Annotated in this window: 22 protein-coding genes; 9 read left to right on the forward strand and 13 right to left on the reverse strand. The window is 72.6% G+C overall.

Annotation, left to right across the window (positions count from 1 at the left end; genetic code table 11):
- The first annotated feature begins 37 nt into the window (after positions 1–37).
- The 4 genes from ACFVDP_RS30380 (at position 38) to ACFVDP_RS30395 (ending at position 5,489) form a co-directional block, all read left to right on the forward strand.
- On the forward strand, positions 38–1,732 hold the full coding sequence (locus tag ACFVDP_RS30380) for a glycoside hydrolase family 43 protein (RefSeq protein WP_383496573.1): 1,695 nt from the start codon (positions 38–40) through the stop codon (positions 1,730–1,732).
- An 84-nt stretch (positions 1,733–1,816) separates the two neighbouring features.
- Positions 1,817–2,848, forward strand: a complete 1,032-nt coding sequence (locus ACFVDP_RS30385) for a LacI family DNA-binding transcriptional regulator (RefSeq protein WP_383496576.1) — start codon at positions 1,817–1,819, stop codon at positions 2,846–2,848.
- A 125-nt stretch (positions 2,849–2,973) separates the two neighbouring features.
- Positions 2,974–3,750 carry an SAM-dependent methyltransferase gene (locus ACFVDP_RS30390; protein ID WP_383496579.1) on the forward strand — a complete coding sequence of 259 codons (777 nt, stop codon included), beginning with the start codon at positions 2,974–2,976 and terminating at the stop codon, positions 3,748–3,750.
- A gap of 101 nt (positions 3,751–3,851) precedes the next feature.
- Entirely contained in the window at positions 3,852–5,489 is a 1,638-nt protein-coding gene (locus ACFVDP_RS30395; protein ID WP_383496582.1) for a GMC oxidoreductase, read from the forward strand.
- A 39-nt stretch (positions 5,490–5,528) separates the two neighbouring features.
- Here the strand turns inward: ACFVDP_RS30395 and ACFVDP_RS30400 are convergent, their stop codons facing one another.
- The 4 genes from ACFVDP_RS30400 to ACFVDP_RS30415 all read right to left on the reverse strand — a co-directional run bounded on the left by ACFVDP_RS30400 (position 5,529) and on the right by ACFVDP_RS30415 (position 9,504).
- Complete coding sequence (locus tag ACFVDP_RS30400; RefSeq protein WP_383496585.1) at positions 5,529–6,011, reverse strand: carboxymuconolactone decarboxylase family protein; 483 nt, start codon at positions 6,009–6,011, stop codon at positions 5,529–5,531.
- Positions 6,008–7,093 carry a dihydrodipicolinate reductase gene (locus ACFVDP_RS30405; RefSeq protein ID WP_383496588.1) on the reverse strand — a complete coding sequence of 362 codons (1,086 nt, stop codon included), beginning with the start codon at positions 7,091–7,093 and terminating at the stop codon, positions 6,008–6,010. The genes ACFVDP_RS30400 and ACFVDP_RS30405 overlap by 4 nt, the downstream gene beginning before the upstream one ends.
- A gap of 42 nt (positions 7,094–7,135) precedes the next feature.
- Positions 7,136–7,990: a fructosamine kinase family protein gene (locus tag ACFVDP_RS30410; protein WP_383496591.1), complete on the reverse strand. Its 855-nt coding sequence runs from the start codon at positions 7,988–7,990 to the stop codon at positions 7,136–7,138.
- 236 nt (positions 7,991–8,226) lie between these two features.
- A complete protein-coding gene (locus tag ACFVDP_RS30415) occupies positions 8,227–9,504 on the reverse strand; it encodes a benzoate/H(+) symporter BenE family transporter (protein ID WP_383496594.1) in 1,278 nt (425 codons plus the stop codon).
- 156 nt (positions 9,505–9,660) lie between these two features.
- Here ACFVDP_RS30415 and ACFVDP_RS30420 point away from each other — a divergent pair, with 156 nt between their 5' ends.
- On the forward strand, positions 9,661–10,209 hold the full coding sequence (locus ACFVDP_RS30420) for a helix-turn-helix domain-containing protein (RefSeq protein WP_383496597.1): 549 nt from the start codon (positions 9,661–9,663) through the stop codon (positions 10,207–10,209).
- On the opposite strand, the gene ACFVDP_RS30425 is transcribed toward ACFVDP_RS30420, so the two are convergent.
- From ACFVDP_RS30425 to ACFVDP_RS30445, 5 genes are all read right to left on the reverse strand, one after another.
- Positions 10,206–10,988: a hypothetical protein gene (locus tag ACFVDP_RS30425; RefSeq protein ID WP_383496600.1), complete on the reverse strand. Its 783-nt coding sequence runs from the start codon at positions 10,986–10,988 to the stop codon at positions 10,206–10,208. The two genes, ACFVDP_RS30420 and ACFVDP_RS30425, sit on opposite strands and share 4 nt — an antisense overlap.
- A gap of 129 nt (positions 10,989–11,117) precedes the next feature.
- Positions 11,118–12,662 carry a substrate-binding domain-containing protein gene (locus ACFVDP_RS30430; RefSeq protein WP_383496603.1) on the reverse strand — a complete coding sequence of 515 codons (1,545 nt, stop codon included), beginning with the start codon at positions 12,660–12,662 and terminating at the stop codon, positions 11,118–11,120.
- Between the two features lie 104 nt (positions 12,663–12,766).
- Positions 12,767–13,234, reverse strand: coding sequence for a DUF2269 family protein (locus ACFVDP_RS30435; RefSeq protein ID WP_383496606.1), 468 nt, complete (start codon positions 13,232–13,234; stop codon positions 12,767–12,769).
- A gap of 2 nt (positions 13,235–13,236) precedes the next feature.
- On the reverse strand, positions 13,237–13,566 hold the full coding sequence (locus ACFVDP_RS30440; RefSeq protein ID WP_383496609.1) for a hypothetical protein: 330 nt from the start codon (positions 13,564–13,566) through the stop codon (positions 13,237–13,239).
- Between the two features lie 59 nt (positions 13,567–13,625).
- Complete coding sequence (locus ACFVDP_RS30445) at positions 13,626–14,297, reverse strand: DJ-1/PfpI family protein (RefSeq protein ID WP_383496612.1); 672 nt, start codon at positions 14,295–14,297, stop codon at positions 13,626–13,628.
- Between the two features lie 207 nt (positions 14,298–14,504).
- Here ACFVDP_RS30445 and ACFVDP_RS30450 point away from each other — a divergent pair, with 207 nt between their 5' ends.
- A complete protein-coding gene (locus ACFVDP_RS30450) occupies positions 14,505–15,443 on the forward strand; it encodes a GlxA family transcriptional regulator (protein ID WP_383496615.1) in 939 nt (312 codons plus the stop codon).
- Here the strand turns inward: ACFVDP_RS30450 and ACFVDP_RS30455 are convergent.
- The gene (locus tag ACFVDP_RS30455) at positions 15,436–16,074 is read right to left on the reverse strand and encodes a DUF6629 family protein (protein WP_383496618.1); all 639 of its coding nucleotides are present in this window, start codon (positions 16,072–16,074) and stop codon (positions 15,436–15,438) included. The genes ACFVDP_RS30450 and ACFVDP_RS30455 overlap by 8 nt on opposite strands.
- A gap of 90 nt (positions 16,075–16,164) precedes the next feature.
- On the opposite strand from ACFVDP_RS30455, the gene ACFVDP_RS30460 reads away from it, so the two are divergent.
- Both ACFVDP_RS30460 and ACFVDP_RS30465 read left to right on the forward strand, forming a co-directional pair.
- Entirely contained in the window at positions 16,165–16,713 is a 549-nt protein-coding gene (locus tag ACFVDP_RS30460; protein WP_383496621.1) for a MarR family winged helix-turn-helix transcriptional regulator, read from the forward strand.
- Positions 16,710–19,343 carry an FUSC family protein gene (locus ACFVDP_RS30465; protein WP_383496624.1) on the forward strand — a complete coding sequence of 878 codons (2,634 nt, stop codon included), beginning with the start codon at positions 16,710–16,712 and terminating at the stop codon, positions 19,341–19,343. The genes ACFVDP_RS30460 and ACFVDP_RS30465 overlap by 4 nt, the downstream gene beginning before the upstream one ends.
- On the opposite strand, the gene ACFVDP_RS30470 is transcribed toward ACFVDP_RS30465, so the two are convergent.
- Complete coding sequence (locus ACFVDP_RS30470; RefSeq protein WP_383496627.1) at positions 19,327–20,106, reverse strand: helix-turn-helix domain-containing protein; 780 nt, start codon at positions 20,104–20,106, stop codon at positions 19,327–19,329. The genes ACFVDP_RS30465 and ACFVDP_RS30470 overlap by 17 nt on opposite strands.
- Before the next feature lie 71 nt (positions 20,107–20,177).
- Between ACFVDP_RS30470 and ACFVDP_RS30475 the strand changes: the two genes are divergently transcribed.
- Positions 20,178–21,422, forward strand: a complete 1,245-nt coding sequence (locus ACFVDP_RS30475) for an MFS transporter (RefSeq protein ID WP_383496630.1) — start codon at positions 20,178–20,180, stop codon at positions 21,420–21,422.
- On the opposite strand, the gene ACFVDP_RS30480 is transcribed toward ACFVDP_RS30475, so the two are convergent.
- Complete coding sequence (locus ACFVDP_RS30480) at positions 21,374–21,766, reverse strand: Ser-Thr-rich GPI-anchored membrane family protein (protein WP_383496633.1); 393 nt, start codon at positions 21,764–21,766, stop codon at positions 21,374–21,376. The two genes, ACFVDP_RS30475 and ACFVDP_RS30480, sit on opposite strands and share 49 nt — an antisense overlap.
- A gap of 225 nt (positions 21,767–21,991) precedes the next feature.
- Positions 21,992–23,362, reverse strand: coding sequence for an SLC13 family permease (locus ACFVDP_RS30485; protein ID WP_383496636.1), 1,371 nt, complete (start codon positions 23,360–23,362; stop codon positions 21,992–21,994).
- Positions 23,363–23,471: the final 109 nt, after the last annotated feature.

Raw genomic sequence — 23,471 nt, forward strand, 5'->3', positions numbered from 1 at the left:
CACGCCTCCCCGACCTCATCGATCCCCGAGGAACCGTATGACTGCCGCCGCGCCCGCGACCGGGCCGACCTCCGCCGCCCCGCACTCCGCCACCGGGCGGCCCACGACGATCCACAACCCCGTGCTCACCGGATTCCACCCCGACCCCTCCCTGCTCCGGGTCGGCCAGGACTACTACCTCGCCACGTCCACCTTCGAGTGGCTGCCGGGCGTGACCCTGCACCACTCCCGCGACCTGGTGAACTGGCGCCCCCTGGGCGGCGCGCTGACCGAGGAACGGCTCATCGACCTCACCGGCGTCCCGGACTCCGGCGGGGTCTGGGCGCCCTGCCTGTCCTACGCCGACGGGCTCTTCCACCTCGTCTACTCCAACGTCAGAAGCCTGGCCGGCGCCTACAAGGACGTACACAACTGGGTCACCACCTCGCCCACCCCCACCGGCCCGTGGTCCGAGCCCGCTCCCGCGCCCGGCGGAGGATTCGACCCGTCCCTGTTCCACGACACCGGACCCGGTGGCAGCGGCCGCAGTTGGCTGCTGTGGCTGACCTGGGACCACCGGCCGGGCCGCGATCCGTTCGGCGGCATCCTGATGCAGGAGTGGGACCGCTCCGCGCGCCGACCCGTCGGAGCGGTGCGGCGCATCTTCTCCGGCACCCGGCTCGGCCGCACCGAAGGACCGCACCTGTACCGCAAAGACGGCTGGTACTACCTGTTCACCGCGGAGGGCGGCACCTCGTGGGAGCACGCGGTGACCGTCGCGCGCTCACGCGACATCACCGGCCCCTACACACCCGACCCTGCCGGACCGCTGCTCACCGCGTACGGCGACGACGCCCTGGAACTCCAGAAAGCCGGACACGGCAGCCTCGTCGACACCCCGGACGGCGCCTGGTACCTGGCCCATCTCACGGCCCGCCCGCTGACCGCGCGCGGCGCCTGCGTGCTCGGCCGCGAGAGCGCACTGCAACGCGTGCACTGGACACCGGACGGCTGGCCGCGCATCGACGGCGACGCGGGCCCCGGACGCCCCGCCGTGCGCGTCCCCGCCCCCACCGGCTCCCCGCACGGGACGCGGCCCCCCGTCGCGCCGTCCGCCGGTGTCCTCGGCCCCGAGTGGATGACCCTGCGCCGCCACCCCGACCCGTCCTGGCTCACCCGGACCGGCCCGCACGACGACACCCTGCGGCTGCGCGGCGGCGAGTCGCTCTCCTCGCGCCACGCGCAGAGCCTCGTGGCCCGCCGCCAGCAGCACCTGCGCTGCACGGCCGAGGCGACGGTCTCCTTCGACCCCTCCTCGCCCCAGCACATGGCGGGCCTGGTCCACTTCTACAACACCCGGCTCTGGCACTACGCCCATGTCACCTGGGACGAGGAGCAGGGCCGAGTACTGCGCCTCGCCGTCTGCGATCGCGGTCAGTACTCCGAACCCACCCCACCTGTGCCCCTGCCGCCGAGCGGACCCGTCCGACTGCGGCTGACCGCACAGGGCGCCGAGGCCCGCTTCACATGGTCGGCCGGCGCCGACGACGGCCCGCGCGCCGAAAGCCCCCTCGGTCCGCCCCTCGACGTGACCCGCCTCTCCGACGAGTACGCGACCGTAGGCGCCGGCGGACACTTCAGCTCCTGGGGATTCACCGGGGCCTTCATCGGCGTGTGCGCGCAGGACCTCACCGGCGCCGGACACCCCGCCGACTTCACGGCGCTCGGCTACCGGAGCCCGGAGAGCCGATGACGGCCTTTAGGCTTGGCTTCACCCCACAAGGCCCTGCCCCCGCCGCGCCCCGCACGCCGCCCTCTCACGGGAGTCCTACGCCGCATGACCGCACAGTCCCGTCCTCGCGCCACCATCGGCACGATCGCGGCCGAGGCCGGGGTGTCGACGGCCACCGTGTCCAAGGTCCTCAACGGCCGCAGCGACGTCTCCGCTGCGACCCGGGAACGGGTGCAGGAGATCATGGCGCGCCTGCACTACCACCCGCGCCGCCCCCGGCGCCGCGGCGGCATCGTCGACCTGGTCCTCAATGAGCTCGACAGCCTGTGGTCCGTCGAGATCATCCGCGGCGCCGAGGAGACGCTGCGCGAGGCGGGCGTGAGCATGGTCCTGTCGGCGGCGCACGGCAGCAGCTCCCAGACCAGCGCCTGGCTCGACCAACTGGCGGCCCGCCGCTCCGACGGCGCGATCCTGGTCGTCTCCGACCTGACGCTGGGCCAGCGCAACCGGCTCGCCTCGCTCGGCGTCCCGTTCGTCCTCGTCGACCCCGTGGGCAACGTCGAGGCCGGTGTGCCGACCATCGGCGCCACCAACTGGGCGGGCGCGGTCGCCGCCACCGAGCACCTGATCGGCCTCGGGCACCGGCACATCGCCCATCTCGCCGGACCGCGCCAGCTGTTGTGCAGCCGGGCCCGCGCCGACGGGTTCCGGGCGGCCATGGAGGCCGCGGGCCTCGACATCCCGGAAGGGTCGGTGCGCCACGGCGCGTTCACCGACCCCTCCGGGCGTGCCGAGACGATCGCCCTCCTCGACGAGGTCGACGAACGCCGACTGCCGCGCCCCACCGCCCTGTTCGCCGCCAGCGACCTCCAGGCGTTCGGCGCGTACACGGCGCTGCGTGAGCGCGGGCTGCGCGTTCCGCAGGACATCAGCGTGGTCGGCTTCGACGATCTGCCGGTCACCCGGTGGAGCGACCCCACCCTGACCACGGTCCGCCAGCCGCTCCAGGACATGGCCGCGATGGCGGCCCGCACGCTGCTGCGGGTCATCGACGGCGAGGAGGTCGACCTGCCCCGGGTCGAACTCGCCACCCGCCTCGTGGTCCGCGCCAGCACGGCGGCTCCCGGCACCGGCTGATCCTCCGCACGCACGGCGGGCCCGCGGAGAATCCCCAACGAGCGGATCATGTCAGGTAGTTGACGTGGCACACTGCGGACTGATCATCCCGACAGGACCACCTCTCGCGACGACGGAGCCCGCCCATGACCGCATCCGTACCCCCGATCGACACCACCCGGGCCCACCCCGCCCGGGTCTACGACTGGCTGCTCGGCGGCAAGGACAACTACCCCGTCGACGAAGCCGTCGGAAGCAAACTGCCCGCCCAGGCCCGCGACGCCGCCCGGCAGAACCGCGAGTTCATGCAGCGGGCGGTGGCCCATCTCGCCGCACAGGGCGTCGACCAGTTCCTCGACATCGGCACCGGCATACCCACCGCGCCGAACCTGCACCAGATCGTCCAGCGCGCCGTACCGTCCGCGCGGGTCGTCTACACCGACAACGACCCCATCGTGCTGCGGCACGCCCAGGCACTCCTGGTGAGCAGCCCCGAGGGCGCCACCGACTACATCATGGGCGATGTGCGCGAGCCGGACGCCATCCTCGAACACGCCCGCACCGTGCTCGACTTCGAGCGGCCCATCGCGCTCTCGCTGATCGCGCTGCTCCACTTCATCACCGAGGACCAGGACCCGTACGGCATCGTCACCCGGCTGGTCTCCGCGCTCCCGTCGGGCAGCTACCTCACCCTCACCAACGCCTCCTCGGACTGGCGGCCCGACCTGGCCGCGCAGGTCGTCGACCAGTACGAGCGCGCGGGCATCCGGCTCGCCTTCCGCACCCGCGCCGAAGTGGCCCGCTTCTTCGACGGCCTCGAACTCGTCGAGCCGGGCCTGACCGCCGTCACCGAGTGGTACCGCGGCGACCCGCCCACGCCCGAGGAAAGCGGTATCTACGGGGCGGTGGCGCGGATTCGCTGATCGAGTCGTCCGCTGTCGCTGATTACCGGGTGGTTTGCATTCACTTGTCACGCGATCAGCAGTAGAACTCGTTCCCATTCCATCGAGAGTGAGGAACGGACGTGACCGAAGAAACCCGCCCTGAAGTCGTACGCAACGGACTGAGCCGCCGTGGCTTCCTCGTAGGAACAAGTTCTCTTCTTGGTGCCGTGACCCTGACCGGTCACGCCGCCGCGGCACAGCCCCGCTCCGCCACCGCCGCCGTGGCCGACGGCGCGCACGTCCCCGCGCTCGTCATCGGCACCGGCTACGGCGGCGCGGTGGCCGCGCTGCGGCTCGCCGAGGCCGGTGTCGACGTGCAGATGGTCGAGATGGGCATGGCCTGGGACACCCCCGGCTCCGACGGCAAGATCTTCGCCAACACGACCAGCCCCGACAACAGATCCTTCTGGCTCAGAACCAGAACGAAGCAACCACTGAGCAACTTCCTCGGCTTCCCCATCGACAAGGACATCCCGCGCTACACCGGCATCCTCGACGCCGAGGAGTTCGCCGGGATCACCGTCTACCAGGGCCGCGGCGTCGGCGGCGGCTCGCTGGTCAATGGTGGTATGGCCGTCACGCCGAAGCGGGAGAACTTCGCGGCGATCCTGCCGTCCGTCGACCCCGGCGAGATGTACGGCACCTACTACCCGCGCGCCAACGCCGGGCTCGGCACCGCCACCATCGACCCCAACTGGTTCGAGACCGCCGAGTGTTACCAGTACGCGCGCGTCGGCCGCAAGCACGCCCAGCGCTCCGGGTTCCCGTTCGTGTTCGTGCCCGACGTGTACGACTGGGACTACATGAAGCAGGAGGCGGCCGGCACCGTCCCCAAGTCGGCGCTCGCGGGCGAGATCCTGTACGGCAACAACTACGGCAAGAAGTCGCTGCAGAAGACCTACCTCGCCCGCGTGAAGGCGACCGGCCGGGTCACCATCTCCGCGCTGCACAAGGTGACATCGGTGCTCCCGGCCGCCGGCGGCGGCTACACGGTCCGCATCGACCAGCTCGACACCGGCGGCGCCACCACCGCCACCAAGGAGATCACCGCGGACCGTGTCTTCTTCGCCGCGGGCAGCGTCGGCACCAGCAAACTCCTCACCCGCCTCAAGGCCACCGGCGCCCTGCCCGCGCTCAACGGCGAGATCGGCAAGGGCTGGGGCGACAACGGCAACGTCATGTGCGGCCGGGCCAATCACCTGTGGGACCCCACCGGCGCGCTCCAGGCGTCGATCCCCACCGGCGGCATCGACAACTGGGCGGCGGGCGGCGCCTTCGCCGAGGTCGCCCCGCTGCCGACCGGCATCGAGACGTTCGCCTCGTTCTACCTGTCCATCACGAAGACCCCGCAGCGCGCCGAGTTCACGTACAACCCGACGACCGGCGGGGTCGACCTGAGCTGGCAGAGGGCGTGGAAGCAGACGTCGATCGACATGGCGAAGACCATCTTCGACAAGATCAACTCCAAGGAGGGGACGATCTACCGCACCGATCTCTTCGGCACGTACAAGATCTGGGGCGACCATCTGACGTATCACCCGCTGGGCGGCGCCGTGCTCAACAAGGCGACCGACAACTACGGCCGCCTGCACGGCTATTCGGGTCTCTACGTGATCGACGGCGCGCTGATCCCCGGCAACACCAGCGTGAACCCGTTCGTGACCATCACGGCTCTGGCCGAGCGCAACATCGCACAGATCGTCGCCACTGATCTGTGACGGGACGCGTCCTGTCCCGGCCCTGAGCCGTGCGGTGGTTCAGGGCTTGGGCAGGACGCACACCGCGTCGAGCCCGAGGACGTGGTTGAGCCGGCCGAACGCCAGCCACGAGCCGATGGCCATGCTCAGCTCCACGATCTGCGTCTGGTCGTAGTGCGCGGTCATCCGCTGCCAGAACTCCTCGTCCAGACCGTGGTGGTCGAGCGCGTACCGCTCCGCGTACTCGGCGGCGAGCCGGGTCCGCTCGTCGAACGCGTCCGTGGTGCGCCACTCGGCGACCGCGTCGATGAAGGACTCCTCGACCTTCTCCTCGCCGTCGCGCTCGGTGCGCCAGTCCAGGCAGAACAGGCACCCGTTGATCTGCGCGATCCGCAGCCGCGCCGCCTCGAACTCCCGCAGCCCCAGCGTCGAACGGTCGTAGACGGACATCGAGAACTGCGCCGCCGCCACACCGATGCCGGGCACCATCTCGCCCCACACGTACGCGATCGGGTCCTTGTCGTCGGGTACGTCGATCATCATGACTGCGGCTTCCTTCCGAGACGGCCGGTGGCGGGGAGCAGGGGAACGTCGAGCGCGTCGTAGAGTCCGGGCGGCGCGGCCATCAGCCACTCGACGGCGCCGACGAGGCGGCCCACGGCGGTCGCGTTGCCGCCGGCCGAGTGGTTGCCGCCCTCGTCGGTCGCCTGCACGGTGACCTCGATGTGCGGGCGGCCCTCGATGACGACCCGGTGCGCGCCCGCCCCGCCGCCGGGCGGCGAGGGCCAGTCGGGGGCGCAGGACGGATGGATCCGGGTGATGTGCTCGACGACGAGACGTATCTCGCCGTCCACGACACCTTGCACCTCGAAGCGGACCGCGCCCTGGGTGCCCGCCGCGAAGTCGCCCATCGTGGCCGTCGTGACGTCGTTCTCCAGCGCGCGGCGCTCCAACGACTCGCGTATCTCGTCGAGTTGGACACCGAGCGCGCGGGCGAGCAGCCGGATCTGGCCGCCCCACACCATCGTCGGCACCGACTCGGCGAGCATCAGCGGCTCGTACTCCATGGGGTGCCCCATGCCGACCAGATTGCGGACCGAGTCCTCCTGGTCGTACGTCGAGTAGTCGAAGATCTCCTGGCAGCGGACGGTCTCGATGTGCGTACCGAGGCCGCTGACCAGGAGCGGCAGCACGTCGTTGGCCCAGCCCGGATCGACGCCCGACACGAACAGGGAACCGCCGCCCTCGGCGATCGCCGCGCGCACCGGGTCCGTGAAGTCGGGCGGTGCGCTCGCCGGGTCGTAGAGCGGATAGAGGGCGGGCGTCACGACGACGGCGCCGGCGCGGATCGCCCGGCAGATGTCGTCCAGCGCCTCGTCGGGACGCAGGTCGCCGGAGGCCGCGTAGACGACGGCGTCGGGGCGGGCCGCGAGCGCCGCCTCGACGTCGGTCGTGGCCGCCACCCCGAGGGCGCGGTCGAGTCCGGCGAGGTCGCCCGCGTCGCGGCCGGCCTTCGCGGGATCGTGCACGAGTACACCTGACAGGGCGAGCGCGGGGTGAGCGGAGACGGCCCTGATCGCCGCGCGGCCCACGTTGCCGGTGCCCCAGACCACCGTGGATGTCATGCGCCGGAGCGTAACCTGATGGAGTGTCAGTTCATAGAGTCGCTACGTGAGTTGGGTCCGGGCGGCGGCCACGGCCTGCTCGGCGTAGCCGCGGCCGAAGAGCACCGTGTGCACCAGGAGCGGGAAGAGCTGGTGCAGCGGGACGCGCTCGCGCCGGCCGTCGGCGAGCGGCGCCACCTCCTGGTAGCCGGCCAGGATCCGGTCGAGGTGCGGCGCGCCGAACAGGTCCAGCATCGCGAGGTCGCTCTCGCGGTGCCCGCCGTGCGCGGCCGGGTCGATCAGCCAGGCGGCGCCGTCGGTGTCCCACAGCACGTTGCCGTTCCACAGGTCGCCGTGCAGTCGGGCGGGCGGTTCGGCGGGGCCCGCGAGGTCGGGCAGCAGCGCGCAGACCCGCTCGATGGTCCGGGCCTCGTCGGGGCGGAGCGTTCCGTCGTCCACGGCCCGGCGCACGTAGGGAAGCACGCGCTGCTCGGCGAACCAGCTGGGCCAGTCGTCGCCCGGTACGTTCCGCATCGGTGCGAGCCCGATGTAGGCCTCGGCCGGTCCGTCCGGCGGCGGGGCGCCGAAGGCCGGGGCGCCGGCGGCGTGCAGGGCGGCCAGTTCCCGGCCGAACCGTTCGGCGCCCTCGGGGGTGGCCCGTCCGGTGGTTACGCGGTCGGTCACCAGCCAGGTGTCGTCGTGGCCGTGCACCGTGGGCACCCTTGTCGCGTCCGCGGCGGCCAGCCACTTGAGCCCGGTCACTTCCGCCCGGGCGGCCCCCGGATCATCTGCGTGCTTCACCATGACGACCCGACCGTCGGCGAGGGTCACTTCCGTGAGGTGGCGGGAGAGATGGTGCTCGCCTGCGGCGGGGGAGCCGGTGAAGCGTGCCGCGGCGGCGGAGGGGGTGGCGGGCATGGGGGCAGCGTAGAGGGGTGCCCTTGCCGTGGGGCAGCACATCGGGCGCCGGTCGTGTCTCGGGTGCGGGTCGCGTCGTGGCTGGTCGCGCAGTTCCCCGCGCCCCTGAGTTGCGCACTTCGTGCGGCATCTCATCAGGGGAAGCTGCGCGCAGCGCATGCTTCGGGGGCGCGGGGAACTGCGCGAGCAACCACGACGCGACCCGCACCCGGCGACAAGGGCGAGCGGAGCTCGCTTCAGGGGCGCGGGGAACTGCGCGAGAAGCCACGACGGCCGGCAGCCGCAGCGCGAGGACCCGCCACGGACGGAGTCCCGCCGCGCCGGGCCGAGAGGACCAGACTCGTCAGTGCCCCGGCGAGCAGCCCCCAGAACGTCGACCCGATCCCGAGGAGCGTGACCCCGGACGCGGTCGCGAGAAACGTCACCGCCGCAGCCTCCCGCGCCGAGGGATCGGAGAGCGCGGCGGCCAGCGCGGACTCGATCGTGGCCAGCAGACCGACACCCGCGACCGCCATGACCAGCGCGTGCGGCATCGCCGCCAGCAGAGAGACCACGGTCGCGCCGAGCAGCCCCACGCACAGATAAAAGACGCCCGACCACACGGCCGCGAGATAGCGCCGTTCCCGATCGGGGTGTGCCTCCTCGCCGGTGCAGATCGCGGCGGTGATGGCCGCCAGGTTCAGCCCGAAGGCGCCGAACGGCGCGAGCACGGCCGTGACGGCGCCGATCCACGTCATCAGCGGCGACACGGGCACCTGGTAGCCGGAACCGCGCAGCACCGCGACACCCGGCAGGTTCTGCGAGGCCATCGTGACGACGAACAGGGGGACGCCGACACTGATCAGGACCTTCCAGTCGAAGGACGGCGCGGTGAACACCGGCTGTGCCAGGGAGAGCCGGATCTTCTCCAGGTGCCAGCCGCCGGCCAGGACCGAGGCCACGACCCCGCCGCCGAGCGCGACGAGCACCGCGTACCGGGGCAGCAGCCTGCGGGCCAGCAGGTACAGCACGAACACGGGGAACGCGATCGCGAAGCTGCCGTCCATCGAGGCGAAGAGCCCGGTGCCGAAGTGCAGCAGCACCCCGGCGAGCAGTGCCGACGCCAGCGGCACCGGAATGCGGTCCATGGCCTTGGCGAACCACCCGGTCACCCCGCTCACGACCATCAGGACGGCGCTGAAGACGAACGCCCCCACGGCCTGCGCCATGGACACCCCGGCCAGGCTGGTCGCGAGGAGCGCCGCGCCCGGTGTCGACCAGGCGGTGACCACAGGCGCCCGGAACCGCAGCGAGAGCCCGATGGACGACACGGCCACCCCGACGCCGATGGCGAGCATCCACGACGAGGTCTCCCGCGCGTCCGCCCCGGCGGCCCGCGCCGCGGTGAACACGAGCGCCGCCGAACTCGTCACGCCGACCAGCACGGCGATGAGACCCGCGGCCACGGCCGAGGGCGGAGCGGCCGCGCGTATGCGGGCGAACGGCGTGGGGGAGGGCGACGGTGGCGGGGCCATGGGGGCATCACTTCCGGGTACGTACGGCAGGCAGGTGTTCCGAAGGGCGTTCCATAAACAGAACGTTCCGTTTATGGAACACTAAGGAAGCGGGCGACGGCCCGTCAACCAGGAACGGATCGAGCACGCGGTCAGCTACGGACGGGAGCCGGGGCGTTGGGCCTGAACGACGAAGTGGGGCGCAGGCTGAAGGAGTTGCGCCAGGACGCCGGCCTGTCCCTGTCCGAGCTCGCCAGGCGCTCGGGCGTCGGCAAGGGCACCCTCTCGGAGCTGGAGAGCGGCCGCCGCAACCCCACCCTGGAGACCCTGTACGCGCTGACCACCGTGCTCGGCCGCCCGCTCAGCGCCGTCCTGGACGACCCGCAGTCCGGTGTGCGCGAGAGCCCCAGGGGTGTTTCGGGCAGTGCCGTCACTGCGGTTCTCGTCGAGCGCTACGAGGACGCGGCGGCCGCCACCGACGTCTTCCGCGTCACCATCGCCGACGGCGCCACCCAGGAGTCGACGGCGCACGTCCCGCGCACCACCGAGAGCCTGATGGTGCTCTCCGGCACCGCGGTCGTCGGTCTGCCGCACGCCCCGCAGACGGCGGGCCCGGGCGCCCACGCCCACTGGCCCGCCGACGAGCCCCACCTCTACAGCGCACCCCACGGAGAGGTGCACGGCATCCTCTTCGTCCGGTATCCGAAGGGGCCATCGCCTTCTTAGGCCTGCGGCGGCGTCTCGTTCGGGTTCACGGCGTTGAGCTTCGAGATGTCGACGGACTCGCTCGCGGAGGGGGTCGCCGACGGGACCGGCTTGTCGTAGTCGGTCAGGGTCATGGTGAGGTTCTCGTCGGCGCCCTTCTCTGTCGCCCTCACCAGGCGGTGCGGCGCGTCCGTGGTGACGTACATCGTGATCGTGCTGCCCTTGTCGCTGCCGGTCAGCGGGACGACGGCGGTGCCGTCGACCTTCGTCGCGTCGCCCTTCGACAGGTTCTGCTGCGCGGCGTGCGCCGAGCCGTCGTCCAACTGCGCACGGAACGCGTCGAGGTCACACGTGTCGGCGAAGCCCTTGAGCATCTCGTCGTCGGTGGTGCCGTGCACGTACTTGCCGTCGAAGAGCTGCGCCGCCAGGTCGCCCGATCCGCCGCCGACCTGGGTCTTCCAGAAGGTGGTGTCCGGTTTCATCCACACCTCGTCGCCGCGTTTGACGAGGTCGACCGAGCCGCCGTTCGCGCCGCCGACGCCCATCCGCAGCGAACCGGCGCAGTTCCCGTCCGTGTCCAGCCGCAGATCGAAGGTGGCCGGGGTGCGGACGTCCCGCCCGGTGTCCGAGCGGTTCGCCACCGTGATGTGCAGGGACGTGGCGTCGAGGAGTTCCTGCTTCGCCTCGTCGGCCAGTTGCCGCGCGGAGAGGTCCGAGGCTCCGCCGCCGTCGGCGAACGCCGGAGCCGCGGCGAACACGCTCGCGCACACGCACACGGCGGCCACTGTCGTTCGGGTCATGACGTCACCTCGCCGTTCAGGACACCCGCTTCGGGACGTGTGTTTCAGGGAGCCCGAAATACCCGTAAATTGTACGTTCGTTCCGCGGGCGGTGTCCTGGTGGGAGGAGCTGTACCGGGACAGGCGCCGTCAGTCGCCCTTGCCGCACACCCGCAGCCCCACCGGGGTCCCGCACGGCAGATGTCCGTGGGCGGCGACGACGCCCTTGCCGGTGCCGTTGTCGACCGCGTACGACAGGAAGCTGGAGGCCAGCGAATCGGCGGGCGGGCGGCCGTACGTGTAGGCGTACTCGATCTCGCGGTACGGATAGCCAGCCTTGTCGAGCCGGTCCGGGTCGGGGGTCCGGCCGTCCAGCGTCACCGTGTGCAGTCCGCGCGGCGCGTCCGGTGGCGACGCGGCGCGCAGTTCGCTGTAGCCGAGGGCGCCGGGTGTGCGCGCGACGGCCTGGAGGACCTGCTCGGTGGAGTCGAGTTCGCAGCGCAGGATCGACGACGAGGCGCGCACGGTGCGGTTGACGCAGTCGTCCGACGTGTCCGGCGGCTCGTCCGCACCGCCGAGGACCCGGCTGATGAGCGCGGAGCGGGTGCCGGAGCCCGAGCCGCGGCTGACGAGGACGACCGGCAGCCGGGGACCGCCGAGCTGCGACCAGTCGCGGATCTCGCCGCGGTACAGGCGGCGGACGTCGGCGACGGAGAGGTTCTTCAGGCGGACGTCGTCGTGCACGACGAGCGTGAACAGCGACACCGCGATCCGGCTCTCGCTGAGCCCGGTGTAGCTCGCCGGGCGAGGCCCGTCCGAGAACGCCACGACACTCGCCCCCTGCTGCGGCTTGCCGCCGGACAGGGCGAGTTCGCGCACCCCGGTGCGGCTGCCGTACGCGGCGACCGTGATGTTCGGCTTGTCCTGGCAGTGGTCGCGGTACTTCCGCGCGAGTTCGGTCAGGACCGGCTCGAACGCGGTGGAGCCGGTCAGCCGGAGCGTGCCGGTCTCGCAGTCGCCGGGCAGCGCGGGCGGCAGCAGCAGCGGGAAGGTGACCGCGGCGATCAGGCAGAGGCCGAGCACGACGGTGGTCCAGCGGGCCCGCTTGCTGAACACCGGCGGCTTCTCGTCCGGGGTGAGGCTGTGGTTCTCGTGCAGGCTGCCGTCGCGCACATCGCCGGTCACCGTGACCCGGCCGCCCTCCTCGCCGCCCGTGAGCAGCACGAGGATCTTGTAGAACGCGCCGGGCCGCAGCGGCACCCGGGGGATCAGCAGCGTGCTGGACCCCACCACGCGCAGGCCCGGCTCGTCCTCGAAGTAGCCCATCAGGTTGGTGTGTTCCGGCGGCAGCGTCACGTCCTGCGCCTCGATGCGCCGCCCGGTGAACTCGGCGGTCAGCCCGTACTCCCGCGGGGAGTGGATGTAGTCGGTCTCCTCGATGTGCCGGGTGCCGTCGTTCTCGATGCGCAGCAGTACGAGCGTCGCGTCGCGCATCGCGGGCAGGTCGTTGAAGAGCCCGAGACGTGGATCCGACGCGTGCGGCGGGCCGTTGTGCCCTATGGCGATGTCCATCTGCTTGCGGAAGCCGATGCGTCTGCTGCGCCGCGCGCGCAGATCCGCGATGAACGGTATGGCCATGGAGGAGACGCCGAGCACCAGGCCCGCGATCGTGAAGGTGATGTCGAGCCGTCCCATGCGACGACGGTACGGACTCTCCCGGCGGCCCAGGAGAGTCCGGCGCCGCCCTTCGCCCAGTGTTCGACGGCCGTTCAACTATGGTGCCGAGAAGGCTGGTTGGGTCACGCTCCGGTGGTGGATCCGGGCCGGACGATCATCAGGACCGTGACCGTGGCCCACAGCAGGTTGAACACCCCGGTGACCATGGCGAGCCGCCCGGCGGTCAGCCGCGGCGGTCCTGCCCCCGGCTCCTCGACGGCGGCGAGGGCCGTCTCCTGGCCGGGCAGGATCCACACGATGAGCACCACGGCGGCAGCGGCCGTCAGCACGATCGAGACGATCAGCCACGGACTTCCGAGGACCCCGAGACTGCTCGCCGTGGCGAACCCGAGCAGCGGCACGGCGAGACCGACACCCGCGTACACCCGGCAGATGCGGTGCAGGATCCGCAGGGTCGCGGCGGCATCGGCGCCGCCCGGCGAACCGGGCGCCACCCGCAGCGACGCGGGGAACATACTGGCGGCCACGGCGACCGGTCCGACTGCCAGGACTGCGGCCAGCACATGCAGGATGAGCAGTACTTTCGTCATGGTCAGGACCCGTCCGCCGAGGTCGCGGTCCGGCGGCTGCCGGTGACCTTCGAGGCGGGAAGGCGGCCGGCCCTGGACGTCCCGGCGAGCGTGTCGCCGTCGACGGTCACGGCGAACGCGAGGTTCAGTCGCAGCGGCTTGGTGACGGCCTGCCGCCAGGTGAGCCGGTCGCCGTCCAGCTCGACGTCGGTGAGCGGAACCTCCTCTCCCGTTCCGTGCGCCACACCCGTCAACTCACCTCCTGATGAGCGGAGTTCGACGACGGCCTTGAGGGTGCCGATCGGGGTGGAGACGGTCAGGTCCCAGGTGCCCGCAACGGATGTACGGTTCATGCGGTCGTTCCTCACGTGATGGTTCCTCGCACTGCGGGGGAGGGGGCAGGGCCGGGTCGTCAGAAGGCGGCGGGCAGCGGTCCGCGCGGGTGCCACACCGTGCCGCGCCGCTCGTACGCGAACAGGTCCTCGACCGCGTGGGCGATCCGCGGCCCCACCTCGCGCTCCAGCAGATACAGGCCGAGGTCGAGCCCCGACGTGACGGCGCCGGCGGAGACGAGGTCCCCGTCGTCGACGACCCGGGCCCGCACCGCGTGCGCCCCGGTGGCGTCCAGGAGGTCGAGGCCCAGGTGATGCGTGGTGACGTACCGCCCTTCGAGGAGGCCCGCCATGGCCGGGACGAGCGCGCCGCCGCACACCGTCGCGAGGATCGTGGCCGGATTGTCGAGCGCGGCCTTCAGCAGCGCGGGCAGCCCGGTGGTGAGCGTGCGGCCGAGGAGCACCGGGATCGACGGCTCGGCCGCGTCCGGGTCGGGTTCACCGTCCGGGTCGCCGACGCGGCCCGCGGCGCCGGGCACCAGGACGACACCGGGTCGCGCGGGATCGAGGGCGGCGGTGGCCCGCAGCGCGAGCCCGCCGGTCCCGCCGACCACCTCCCGGGGGCCCTCCGCCGAGACCAGCTCGACGCTCACCGCGCCGTCCGAGGCGGCGCCCCCGGCGTGCAGCACCTCATAGGGGCCGATGACGTCGAGCGGGTCGAAGCCGTCGAACAGGACGATCTGTACGTGCATGGGGCGAGTCCTTCGTGATCCTTCGTCGGAGACGGCCCGGGTCCGCGCCGGGGCCGTCCCCGACGCTAGACAGCGGATGATCACCGGCCCAGTGGCATTAATGACACCTTCCAACGGGATAGCGACAGTCCTGCACTAGCGGGTGCCAGTGCATTCTCAGAGATGGGTGAGGATGGCGCTTTTTGTGCAGCGAGATAAGTTCACGCCATGCACACCGTCGCGCTGCTCGCCCTGAACCAGGTGATTCCCTTCGACCTGTCCACCCCCATCGAGGTGTTCGCACGCACCCGGCTGCCCGACGGCCGTTCCGGCTACCAGGTACGCGTCTGCGCCGAGGAGCCCGAGGTCGACGCCGGCGCCTTCCGGATCCGTGCGCCGTGGGGGCTCGACGGGCTGCGCGGCGCGGACACGATCATCGTGCCCGGGACGGCCGCACCCCTGGCACCGCTCGCGCCCGCCGTGCGCGACGCGCTGCGGGCGGCAGCGGCCGACGGCACGCGGATCGCCTCCATCTGCGCGGGCACGTTCCCCCTCGCGGCGACCGGACTCCTCGACGGGTTGCGCGCCACCACCCACTGGATCGCCGCCGACGCGCTGGCCGCCGCGTACCCGCGGATCGAGGTCGACGCGGACGTCCTCTACGTCGACAACGGCCAGATCCTCACCTCGGCGGGCGCCGCCGCCGGACTCGACCTGTGCCTGCACATGATCCGGCGCGACTACGGCTCGGCGGTCGCGGCCGACGCCGCCCGCCTGTCGGTCATGCCGCTGGAGCGCGAGGGCGGTCAGGCCCAGTTCATCGTCCACGCCCGGCCGCCCGCCCCGCAGGGCTCGTCGTTCGAGCCGCTGCTCGACTGGCTCCAGGACAACCTGAGCCGCGATCTCGCCCTGGCCGACATCGCGGCGCACGCCGGGATCAGCACCCGCACGCTGATGCGCCGGTTCCGCGAACAGACCGGCACCACACCGCTGCAATGGCTGCACCTCGCGCGCATCCGCCGCGCCCAGCACCTCCTGGAGACCACCGGGCACCCGGTGGAGCGGATCGCCGCACAGGTCGGATTCGGTTCCCCGACGGCCTTCCGCGACCGCTTCAAGCGCACGACCGGCGTCAGCCCGCAGGCGTACCGGCGCAGCTTCAGCTGACGGCGGGCCGTCGCGTACGGGGAGCGCCGCCCGACCACCCGTACAGGACCACCGAGCAGACGGCGGCGAGGGCGCACCACGTCGAGATGAACTCCCAGCGCCACAGCGCCGCACACACGGCCGCGCCCACCCCGGCCAGCACCCCGAGCAGTACGAGACCCGCCTCGCCCGACAGCAGCAGCGAGCCGATCGTCGCGAGCAGATATCCGGCGAGCAGCCACGGGGCGTGCGGCAGCCCGATCGCGTAGCCCATCGTGTGCCCGCGCACCTCGGCCGTGACCGTGCTCGTCGCCAGTACGTACGCGAGCACCGCCGACGTGGCGACGCCGGACGCGAGCGGCAGCGCCAGCCTGCGCCGCGCGTGGCGCGGGGCGGCGCACAGCACTCCCACCGGCACCCACAGGGGGAGCAGTGGCAGTGCGATCACCGCCCACGCGATCGTGGCGGGCCCGCTGCCGCCGCCGTCGTTCCAGATCAGCGCCTCGATGATCTGGTGCGCCCCGAGCAGCAGCGGGAGGGCCGCGAGCGGCAGGGCGCGGCGCCGGGTGCGGGCTGCGCGGGCCACGCAGGCGATCCCCACCGCGGTGATCGCGCCGCCCGCCACCAGATCCGCCGTCGCACTCCAGCACATGAACGTCACGCTACGTCGCCCCGGCGTGGCGCGACATCGGGAGGCACCCCGCGACCGAAAGAGTGTAAGCGGCATGTATATTCTTTCTATATGCATCTATCTGAGGAGTCGGCCCGCAGTGCGGTCGACGTCGTCGGGGCGCGGCGCATCGAAGGTGCCGCCCGGGGGCTGCTGCGCGGGATCGCGCAACTGTCCCAAATCCTCTTCAAGGCAGGTGAGTTCGGACTCACCCGCAGCCAGGTCGCCGTGCTCGACGCGCTGGAGGAGGGGCCGAGCCGGGTGACCGCGCTCGCCGCGCGCACCGGCATGGCCCAGCCCCGGGTCACCGTCATCCTGCAGCAGCTCCAGGAGGCCGGTCTCGTCGAGCGGCGCCGCTGCGAGGACGACCGGCGGGCCGTGGAGACCTCGCTCAGCGACGCCGGGCGCGGCCTGCTGGAGCGGGGCCGGCAGCGGATGGCCGCCGCCCTGCTCGCCGCCCTCGACGGCGGCACCGAGAAGGCCGAGGACGCCGACAGCGCCGAGAGAGTCGTGGAATCGGAGCGCGCGGTCGCCGCCGCCCGGGCCGCGATCATCCCTCTGGTGGATGCCCTGACCGCCCAGAACGCACCCGTGAACACCGTCGAATCGGAGGCCAGTTGACCACCCCGGGCACCCTGCCTGACCTGTCCGTCACCGCCGAGAGCAGCGCCGCGGCGGGCCTCGCCCCGCACCGGGTCGCCGGACCCCGCAGATGGTGGGACTGGGTGCTCGCCGCCGACCCCGGCCTCGGCCAACTGCAGTCGGGCTGGCGGTCGTTGGTCGCCATGGTCACCTCGCTGGCCGTCGGCTACTGGACGGCCCAGGCGCTGAACATCCCCGTCATGATCGGCATGATGGTCGCCGGGATGATGGGCCTGATGAGCGCCTTCGCGGTCGCCGAGAACACCTGGGACCGGCTCGCCCGCGCGATCCTGTGGATGCCGTTCCCCTACAGCGCGGTGCTCTGGGTGTGCGCGACCCTGGACGGGCAGCGCCTCGCGCAGATGACCCTGATGGTCGCCGCGCTCGCGCTGACCTTCTTCCTCGCCAGGTTCGGGCCGTTCGCGCTGATCACCGGCATGATGCTGTTCAACGGCCTGATGGTCGGCATGCTCGCCGGGATCCCCGCCGACCTCGTCGGCAAGGCCTTCGCCGTGGCCCTGGTGGCCGCGGCCGCCGTCCTCGCGACCCGGCTGCTGCTCTGCTTCCCGATGCCCCGCGAGGACCTGCTGCGCACCCAGCGCGCCTTCGTCGTCGAGGCCCGCCGGGTCGCCGACGCCGCCGTCGACGCGCTCGATCCCGACGCCGATCAGCAGCGGGCCGTACGCCGGATGACCCGCGCCCTGCGCCGCCTCAACATCACCACCGTCACCATCGACGGCCGGCTCGCCCAGCCCGAGGTCGCCGCCGACCCGGCCGCCGCCGAACTCCTGCACCGCCACCTCTTCGACGCCGAACTCGCCCTGCGCGGCATCGGCCAGGCCGCCGCCGACCTGACCCGGCTGCCCGTGCCCGGGCCGCTGCGCAAAGCCCTCGCCGTCGGCCTGGTCCTGGCCCGCGACACCCCGCTCGGCCGCGCCGAGGGCCTGCGCCCGGCCGCCGCCCACATCCAGGAACGGGCCGAGGCGATCCTGCGCGACGCCGGCGCGCCCGCCGACGCCGTCGAGGCCGCCGTCCTCGCCCGCCGCACCGGCGACCTCCTGAACATCCTCGCGGACGCCCTCGGCAACTGGCTCGCCCTCGGACAGCGCACCTGCGCGAACCCGGCCGACGTCCCGTTCCAGCCGACCGTCGCCCTGGAGAACAACCGGCTCCCCGGCTCCGCGGGACCGGCCCGCCGCGTCCTCGCCGCGGGCGCCGAAACCGGCTGGCGGCGCGCGGTGCCGTACATCCGCGTCCCCGTGCACGCCGCGATCGCCGCCGCCATCGTCTGCCCCATCGCCGACGCCATCGACCCGCGCCGCTTCTACTGGGGCCTGGTCGGCGTGATGATCACGCTTTTCGGCACCAACACCACCCACGAACGGCTGCGCAAGTTCGCCCACCGCATGGTCGGCACCGCCGTCGGCGCCGTCCTCGGCATCGTCCTGCTCCACCTCATCGGCCGCGACCACGTCTACGCCACGCTCGCCGTCATCGTCGCCGGACTCTCGCTCGGCGCCTGGGGCATCCAGCGCGCGTACGCCTTCTGGGTCGTCGGCCTCGTCGTCGCCCTCACCCAGCTCTACGCCCTGACCACCCCCGACAGCGGCATGGAACACCTGATGGGGGAGCGGATCCTGGACAACGGCATCGGCGTCCTCGTCGCCACCGCCTGCGCCGCACTGATCTTCCCGCTCTCCCGCCGCACCGTCGTCAAGGAGGCCGAACGCGGCTGGGTCGACGCGCTCGCCCAGGTGATCCAGCAGGTCGAGCAGCGCTGGGACGGGCCCGAGGCCCCGGTACGGCTGCGCGGCGCCGCCCGCACCGTGGACGCCGCACTGCTCCAGGTGCAGGGCATCGTCCAGCCCCTGGTGCGGATGCCGCTCGGCGTGCGCGGCCCGTCCGCCGACCACCGGGTGGCCCTGCTCGCCACGGCGACCGGGCACGCCCGCTCCCTCGCCGCGGCCGCCGACATCGACGTCGACCTGCCCCCGCGTCTGGCCGAGCGGGCCCGTCTCGTGACGCAGACGCTCACCGCGTCCCTGAAGGAACTCGACCGGTTCTACGCGACCGGCGAACCGGAAGGCGCCTGGCGACGCGTCGGCCCGCTCGTGCGCGAACTGGAGACCGAACTCGCCCCCGCCGCGCCCGGCCCGCGCGCCGGCCGGCTGCGTACGGCACTGCGGGAGCTCGCCGCGCTGGACGAGGCGCTCGCCGCCTACGCCGAGCAGGTCGGTCTCCCGGTGGCCGCGCCGGGACGCGCGGCACCCGCCGCCACCACACCGATGCAGCGCACCACCCGCGCGCTGATGGCGGCCTGGGGCGAACCGCAGGCACGGACCCGCGCCACCGGCACCGCCCGGCTGACCGGCACCGTGCGCTGCGACACCCACCCCGAGGGTTGCCCCTCCTGGATCACCGTGATCAGCGCCCACGGCAAACGCCTCGCCAAGGCACAGGTGCACCACGGCGGTTACACGGTGGAGACGGTCCCGCCCGGCACCCACACCCTGGTCGTCTCCGGCGCGCGGCACGCACCCCGCGCCGAACTGGTCACGGTGGATCCCGGCGCCGAATCGGTGCGGCACGACATCACACGGATCCCCTGAAGTACCCGGTCGGCGACGCCCCGAGCGCGCGGTGGAACATCGCCGTGAACGCGCTCGGCGTCGCATAGCCGACCGAACCGGCCACCGCCGTGACGGGGGTACCGCGCGCGAGCAGCGTCACCGCGTGCACGAGCCTGGCCTGCTGCACCCAGCGGGCCAGGCTCATCCCGGTCGCGGCCGTGAACCGGCGTTGCAGACTGCGCGTACTGAGATGGGCGTGCGCCGCGGCCGCCCCGGTCGTCCAGCGCTCACCGGGCCGCCGCCGGACGGCCGCGCACAGCTCCGCCAGCGCCGGGTCCGAGGGGGCGGGCAGGTGCAGGGCGGTCACCGGATGCGGCGCCAGCTCGTGCAGCAGCAACCTCATGAGGACGCCGTCACGGCCGCGCACGTCGTAGTGGACGGGCAGCCGGGTCGCCTCGTCGATCAGTTCGCGCAGCAGTGGCGACACGGAGACGACGGTGGGTACGGCAGGCATCCGGTGCGCCGCGCCCGGGGCGACATAGAGCGTGCGCATGGCGACCGCCCCCGCGCACGTCATCGCATGCTCAAGACCGCCCGGGATCCAGGCCCCACGGGTGGCGGGCACCACCCAGGAACCCTGCCCCGTGGTGACGGTGATGGCGCCCGTCGTGCCGTAGATGAGCTGCGCGCGCCGGTGGTGGTGCGGCGGGATGTGGTGGCCGTCGGCCAGGTCCCGGGCCATCGCCGCGAGCGGCCTCGGCACGTCCTGGTAGTCGTCGCGGTCCTCGCTCTTGCCGTACATGGCGCACTCTCGACAGATGGTGGCTGAACCTCGAAAGTATGCCATCCGGGCCGCGCCTACCGTCGACCCATGTGACCCCCTCGATCCGCGCGACCGCCGACCGGCCGCGCCCCCGAAGCCTGACCCTCCTGCTCGCCGTCACCTGCGCGGTGACCGCCGCCAACGTCTATCTCTGCCAGCCCCTCCCCGCCGCCGTCGCCGCCTCGTTCGGCGTGCGCCCGGACGCCGTCGGCGCCGTCGCCACCGCCACCCAGCTCGGCTACGCGGCGGGCATCCTGCTGATCGTGCCCGCGGGCGACAGCCACGACCGGCGACGGATCGTCCTCACCCTGGGCGTGTCCGGCGCGGCGGCCCTCGCCGCGTGCGCGCTCGCCCCGTCGGTCACGCTGCTGACCGTGGCGGGCTTCGCCGTCGGCGTGTGCTCACCGGTGCCCCAGCTCGTCACCCCGCTCGCCGTGGCGACAGCCGCGGAGAGGCGGGGCAGCGGACGGGGCAGGGCCGTCGGCGCCGTGCAGGGCGGACTGCTCGTCGGGGTGCTCGCCTCGCGCGCCTACGCCGGAGCCCTCGCCGACCTCGTCGGATGGCGTGCCGTGTACGGCGTCTCGTGTCTGCTCACCCTCGCCCTGGTCGGCGTACTCGCCCGTACGCTCCCCGCGGTCCCGGCCACCGCCCCCTCGTCGTACGGGGCGGTCCTCGCCTCGCTGCCGGGGCTCGTCCGGCAGCCGCTCGTCGCGCGGGTCGTGACGTCCGGGGCGCTGGTCGGGATCGCGTTCGGCGCGTTCTGGACGGCGCTGGCGTTCCTGCTGACCGGACGCCACCACCTGGGTCCGGCCGCCGTCGGACTGTTCGGCCTGGTGGCGGCGGTGAGCGCGCTCGCCTCGCCGTACGCCGGACGGCTCGCGGAGCGCCTCGGCCGGCGCCGCGCGACGTCCCTGCTCACCACCCTGGTCGTCGTCGGCTGGCTGGTGACGCTGCCCGGCGGCTCGCTCACCGCGATCGTGCTCGGCGTCATTGTGCTCGACGTCGGCGTGTGGGGCGGCCAAGTGGTCTGCCAGACCGTCCTGTTCACGCTCGACCCGGCTCTGCACAGCCGACTGAACACCCTCTACTTCACGCTGCGCTTCCTCGGCATCGCCGTCGGATCGCTGTGCGGCACGGCAGCGTGGAGCGGCGGCTGGACCGCCGTCGTGGCCGTCGGAGCGCTGGCGGCCACGGCCGGGCTCGTCGTCGGCGCCCTGCCCGTGCGGGCGGTGCGCGGGGCGGGCGGTCAGCGCGCGGCGCGCACCTGCGGGGCCACGGCGAACGACCCGCTGTAGGCGCGGGCACCGCCCGCACGGGCGGCCAGCTCGATCGTGTACCCCTCGCCGTTCACGACGGTCGGCAGCACCGTGGCGGTCTCGCCCTGAGAGGCGCCGCTCAGCTTGGCCGCGAGCCGTATCACGCGGCCGTCGCCCCCGTGCACGAGCCACATGTCCAGCTCGTGCCCGGTGGTGTTGCGCCAGGTCACGAAGACGCTGCCGCCCGCGCGGTGCACGGAGCCCGTGGCCGGGGCGGTCACGGTGAGCGCGTCGTCCGCCGCGGCCGGGCCCGCGGGGGCGACGACCAGGGCGGGGAGCGCGGCCAGAGAGAGGGACAGGGTAAGGAATCCGGTGCGGCGCATGCGACGACCTCGTTCCGCTGAAGAAGACTGACGGATCTCCCGCGCCGTGCGGCACGGGAGGCGGACACCGACAGATGTTCCACCCCGGCAAGATCATGTAAGGGATCGCCGGGCAGGCCCACCCCATGGGGTACGTCCCTGTCCCCGAACCGGCGGGCTCGGCAGGACAGCTCCGCCGGACGCGCGCATCCTCGCGCCCGCGCGCCCGAGGAGCCCCCGGGCCCGTCAGATGCCGCCCGGCACCACCAGCGCCAGCCACACCACGACCGGCGCGACGACCACGACCACCGCCCCGTAGACCATCAGCTGCCGGAAGAACCGCTCCCGGTCCACCTCCTCGGCATTGGCGAGAACCAGCGCGCCATTGGTCGAGAACGGGCTGACGTCGACCACCGTCGCCGAGACGGCGAGAGCCGCCACCATGCCCACCGCCCCCACCTCGCCCGCCGCGAGGAACGGCACGGCCAGCGGGATCAGCGCTCCCATGATCCCGACCGAGGAGGCGAACGCCGACACGATCGCGCCGATGTAGCAGAGCAGCAGGGCCGCGAGCAGGGGGGCGCCGATACCGCTGACGGCGTCGCCCGCCCACGTGATCGTGCCCATCTCGTCCAGGACACCGACGTAGGTGAGCACCCCGCAGATGAGGAAGACCGTGGACCAGGAGATCTCGGCGACCGCCGTCCTGCTGGTCGCGGGCCACACGACGCTCAGCAGCACGGCGATCGTGATCGCCGTCAGGCCCACGTCGAGGTCGAAGGCGAGCGCGCAGACGACGAGGGCCACCAGGCCGGTGAGCGTGACGGCGATCGGCGCGTCCAGCCGCGGAGCGGTCGGCACCGCCGTGCCCGCCGCTGTGGCCGTATCAGTGGTGCTGGTGCCGGAGGAACTCGTCCCGGTGGTCTCCGGCGGATCCTGCACCGGACCGCCACCGCCGCCTCCGCCGCTACCGGCGGTGCCCACCGCGACCCGCTCGTGGGGCGGCCGGGACGGAACGCCGCCGCGGCGCCGCAGAGTCACGTAGACGATGCCCGCGATGACCGTGTTCACGACGAGGCTGGCCAGGAACAGCGCACCCTCGTTGCCCGGCAGGTGCTCGCGGTCGACGATGCTGTTCACCGTGGAGCCGTACACGCTCGTCGGCGAGAAACCGCCCGCCTGTGCGCCGTGGACCACCATGATCCCCATCAGCAGCGGGCTGATCCCGTACTGGGCGGCGAAGCCGAGGGCCAGGGGCGCCACGATGGCGACCGCTCCCGGGCTGACCGCGCCGATCGCGGTGAGCGCCGCCGTGACGGCGAACATCACCCACGGGATCAGCGCGACCCGCCCGCCCACCAGGCGCACCGCGGCATGCACCAGCCAGTCGGTCGTACCGTTGGCGCGGGCGATGGCGAACAGATAGGTGACGCCGGCGAGGACCACGAACAGATCGCCGGGGAAGCCCGCGAACACGGCGTCGGCGTCGAGATCGGCGGCGAGCCCGCCGACGGCGAAGGCGGCGGCGAACGCCAGGGCGCCCATGTTGACGGAGCGCGTGGTGGCGATCACGAAGATCACCGCGAGGACGAGGACGGACAGAAGTTCCGGGGACACGGGCGACTCCATTGGTCGAGTGGCTCAGCCAATTTCCCGGCCTGTCGGGGTCCTGTCAAGAATTTTCACACGGTCGGTTAGCGCCCCGTCCGCACGGCCGACGGGCGTG

The sequence above is a fragment of the Streptomyces sp. NPDC057694 genome (assembly GCF_042799415.1).
Lineage (GTDB): Bacteria > Actinomycetota > Actinomycetes > Streptomycetales > Streptomycetaceae > Streptomyces.

Bases quoted from the DNA above. Each gene is read 5' to 3' on its own strand.
- ACFVDP_RS30380 (WP_383496573.1), top strand. From the start codon at position 38: ATGACTGCCGCCGCGCCCGCGACCGGGCCGACCTCCGCCGCCCCGCAC.
- ACFVDP_RS30385 (WP_383496576.1), top strand. From the start codon at position 1,817: ATGACCGCACAGTCCCGTCCTCGCGCCACCATCGGCACGATCGCGGCC.
- ACFVDP_RS30390 (WP_383496579.1), top strand. From the start codon at position 2,974: ATGACCGCATCCGTACCCCCGATCGACACCACCCGGGCCCACCCCGCC.
- ACFVDP_RS30400 (WP_383496585.1), bottom strand. From the start codon at position 6,011: ATGATGATCGACGTACCCGACGACAAGGACCCGATCGCGTACGTGTGG.
- ACFVDP_RS30405 (WP_383496588.1), bottom strand. From the start codon at position 7,093: ATGACATCCACGGTGGTCTGGGGCACCGGCAACGTGGGCCGCGCGGCG.
- ACFVDP_RS30410 (WP_383496591.1), bottom strand. From the start codon at position 7,990: ATGCCCGCCACCCCCTCCGCCGCCGCGGCACGCTTCACCGGCTCCCCC.
- ACFVDP_RS30415 (WP_383496594.1), bottom strand. From the start codon at position 9,504: ATGGCCCCGCCACCGTCGCCCTCCCCCACGCCGTTCGCCCGCATACGC.
- ACFVDP_RS30425 (WP_383496600.1), bottom strand. From the start codon at position 10,988: ATGACCCGAACGACAGTGGCCGCCGTGTGCGTGTGCGCGAGCGTGTTC.
- ACFVDP_RS30430 (WP_383496603.1), bottom strand. From the start codon at position 12,662: ATGGGACGGCTCGACATCACCTTCACGATCGCGGGCCTGGTGCTCGGC.
- ACFVDP_RS30435 (WP_383496606.1), bottom strand. From the start codon at position 13,234: ATGACGAAAGTACTGCTCATCCTGCATGTGCTGGCCGCAGTCCTGGCA.
- ACFVDP_RS30440 (WP_383496609.1), bottom strand. From the start codon at position 13,566: ATGAACCGTACATCCGTTGCGGGCACCTGGGACCTGACCGTCTCCACC.
- ACFVDP_RS30445 (WP_383496612.1), bottom strand. From the start codon at position 14,297: ATGCACGTACAGATCGTCCTGTTCGACGGCTTCGACCCGCTCGACGTC.
- ACFVDP_RS30450 (WP_383496615.1), top strand. From the start codon at position 14,505: ATGCACACCGTCGCGCTGCTCGCCCTGAACCAGGTGATTCCCTTCGAC.
- ACFVDP_RS30455 (WP_383496618.1), bottom strand. From the start codon at position 16,074: ATGTGCTGGAGTGCGACGGCGGATCTGGTGGCGGGCGGCGCGATCACC.
- ACFVDP_RS30460 (WP_383496621.1), top strand. From the start codon at position 16,165: ATGCATCTATCTGAGGAGTCGGCCCGCAGTGCGGTCGACGTCGTCGGG.
- ACFVDP_RS30470 (WP_383496627.1), bottom strand. From the start codon at position 20,106: ATGTACGGCAAGAGCGAGGACCGCGACGACTACCAGGACGTGCCGAGG.
- ACFVDP_RS30480 (WP_383496633.1), bottom strand. From the start codon at position 21,766: ATGCGCCGCACCGGATTCCTTACCCTGTCCCTCTCTCTGGCCGCGCTC.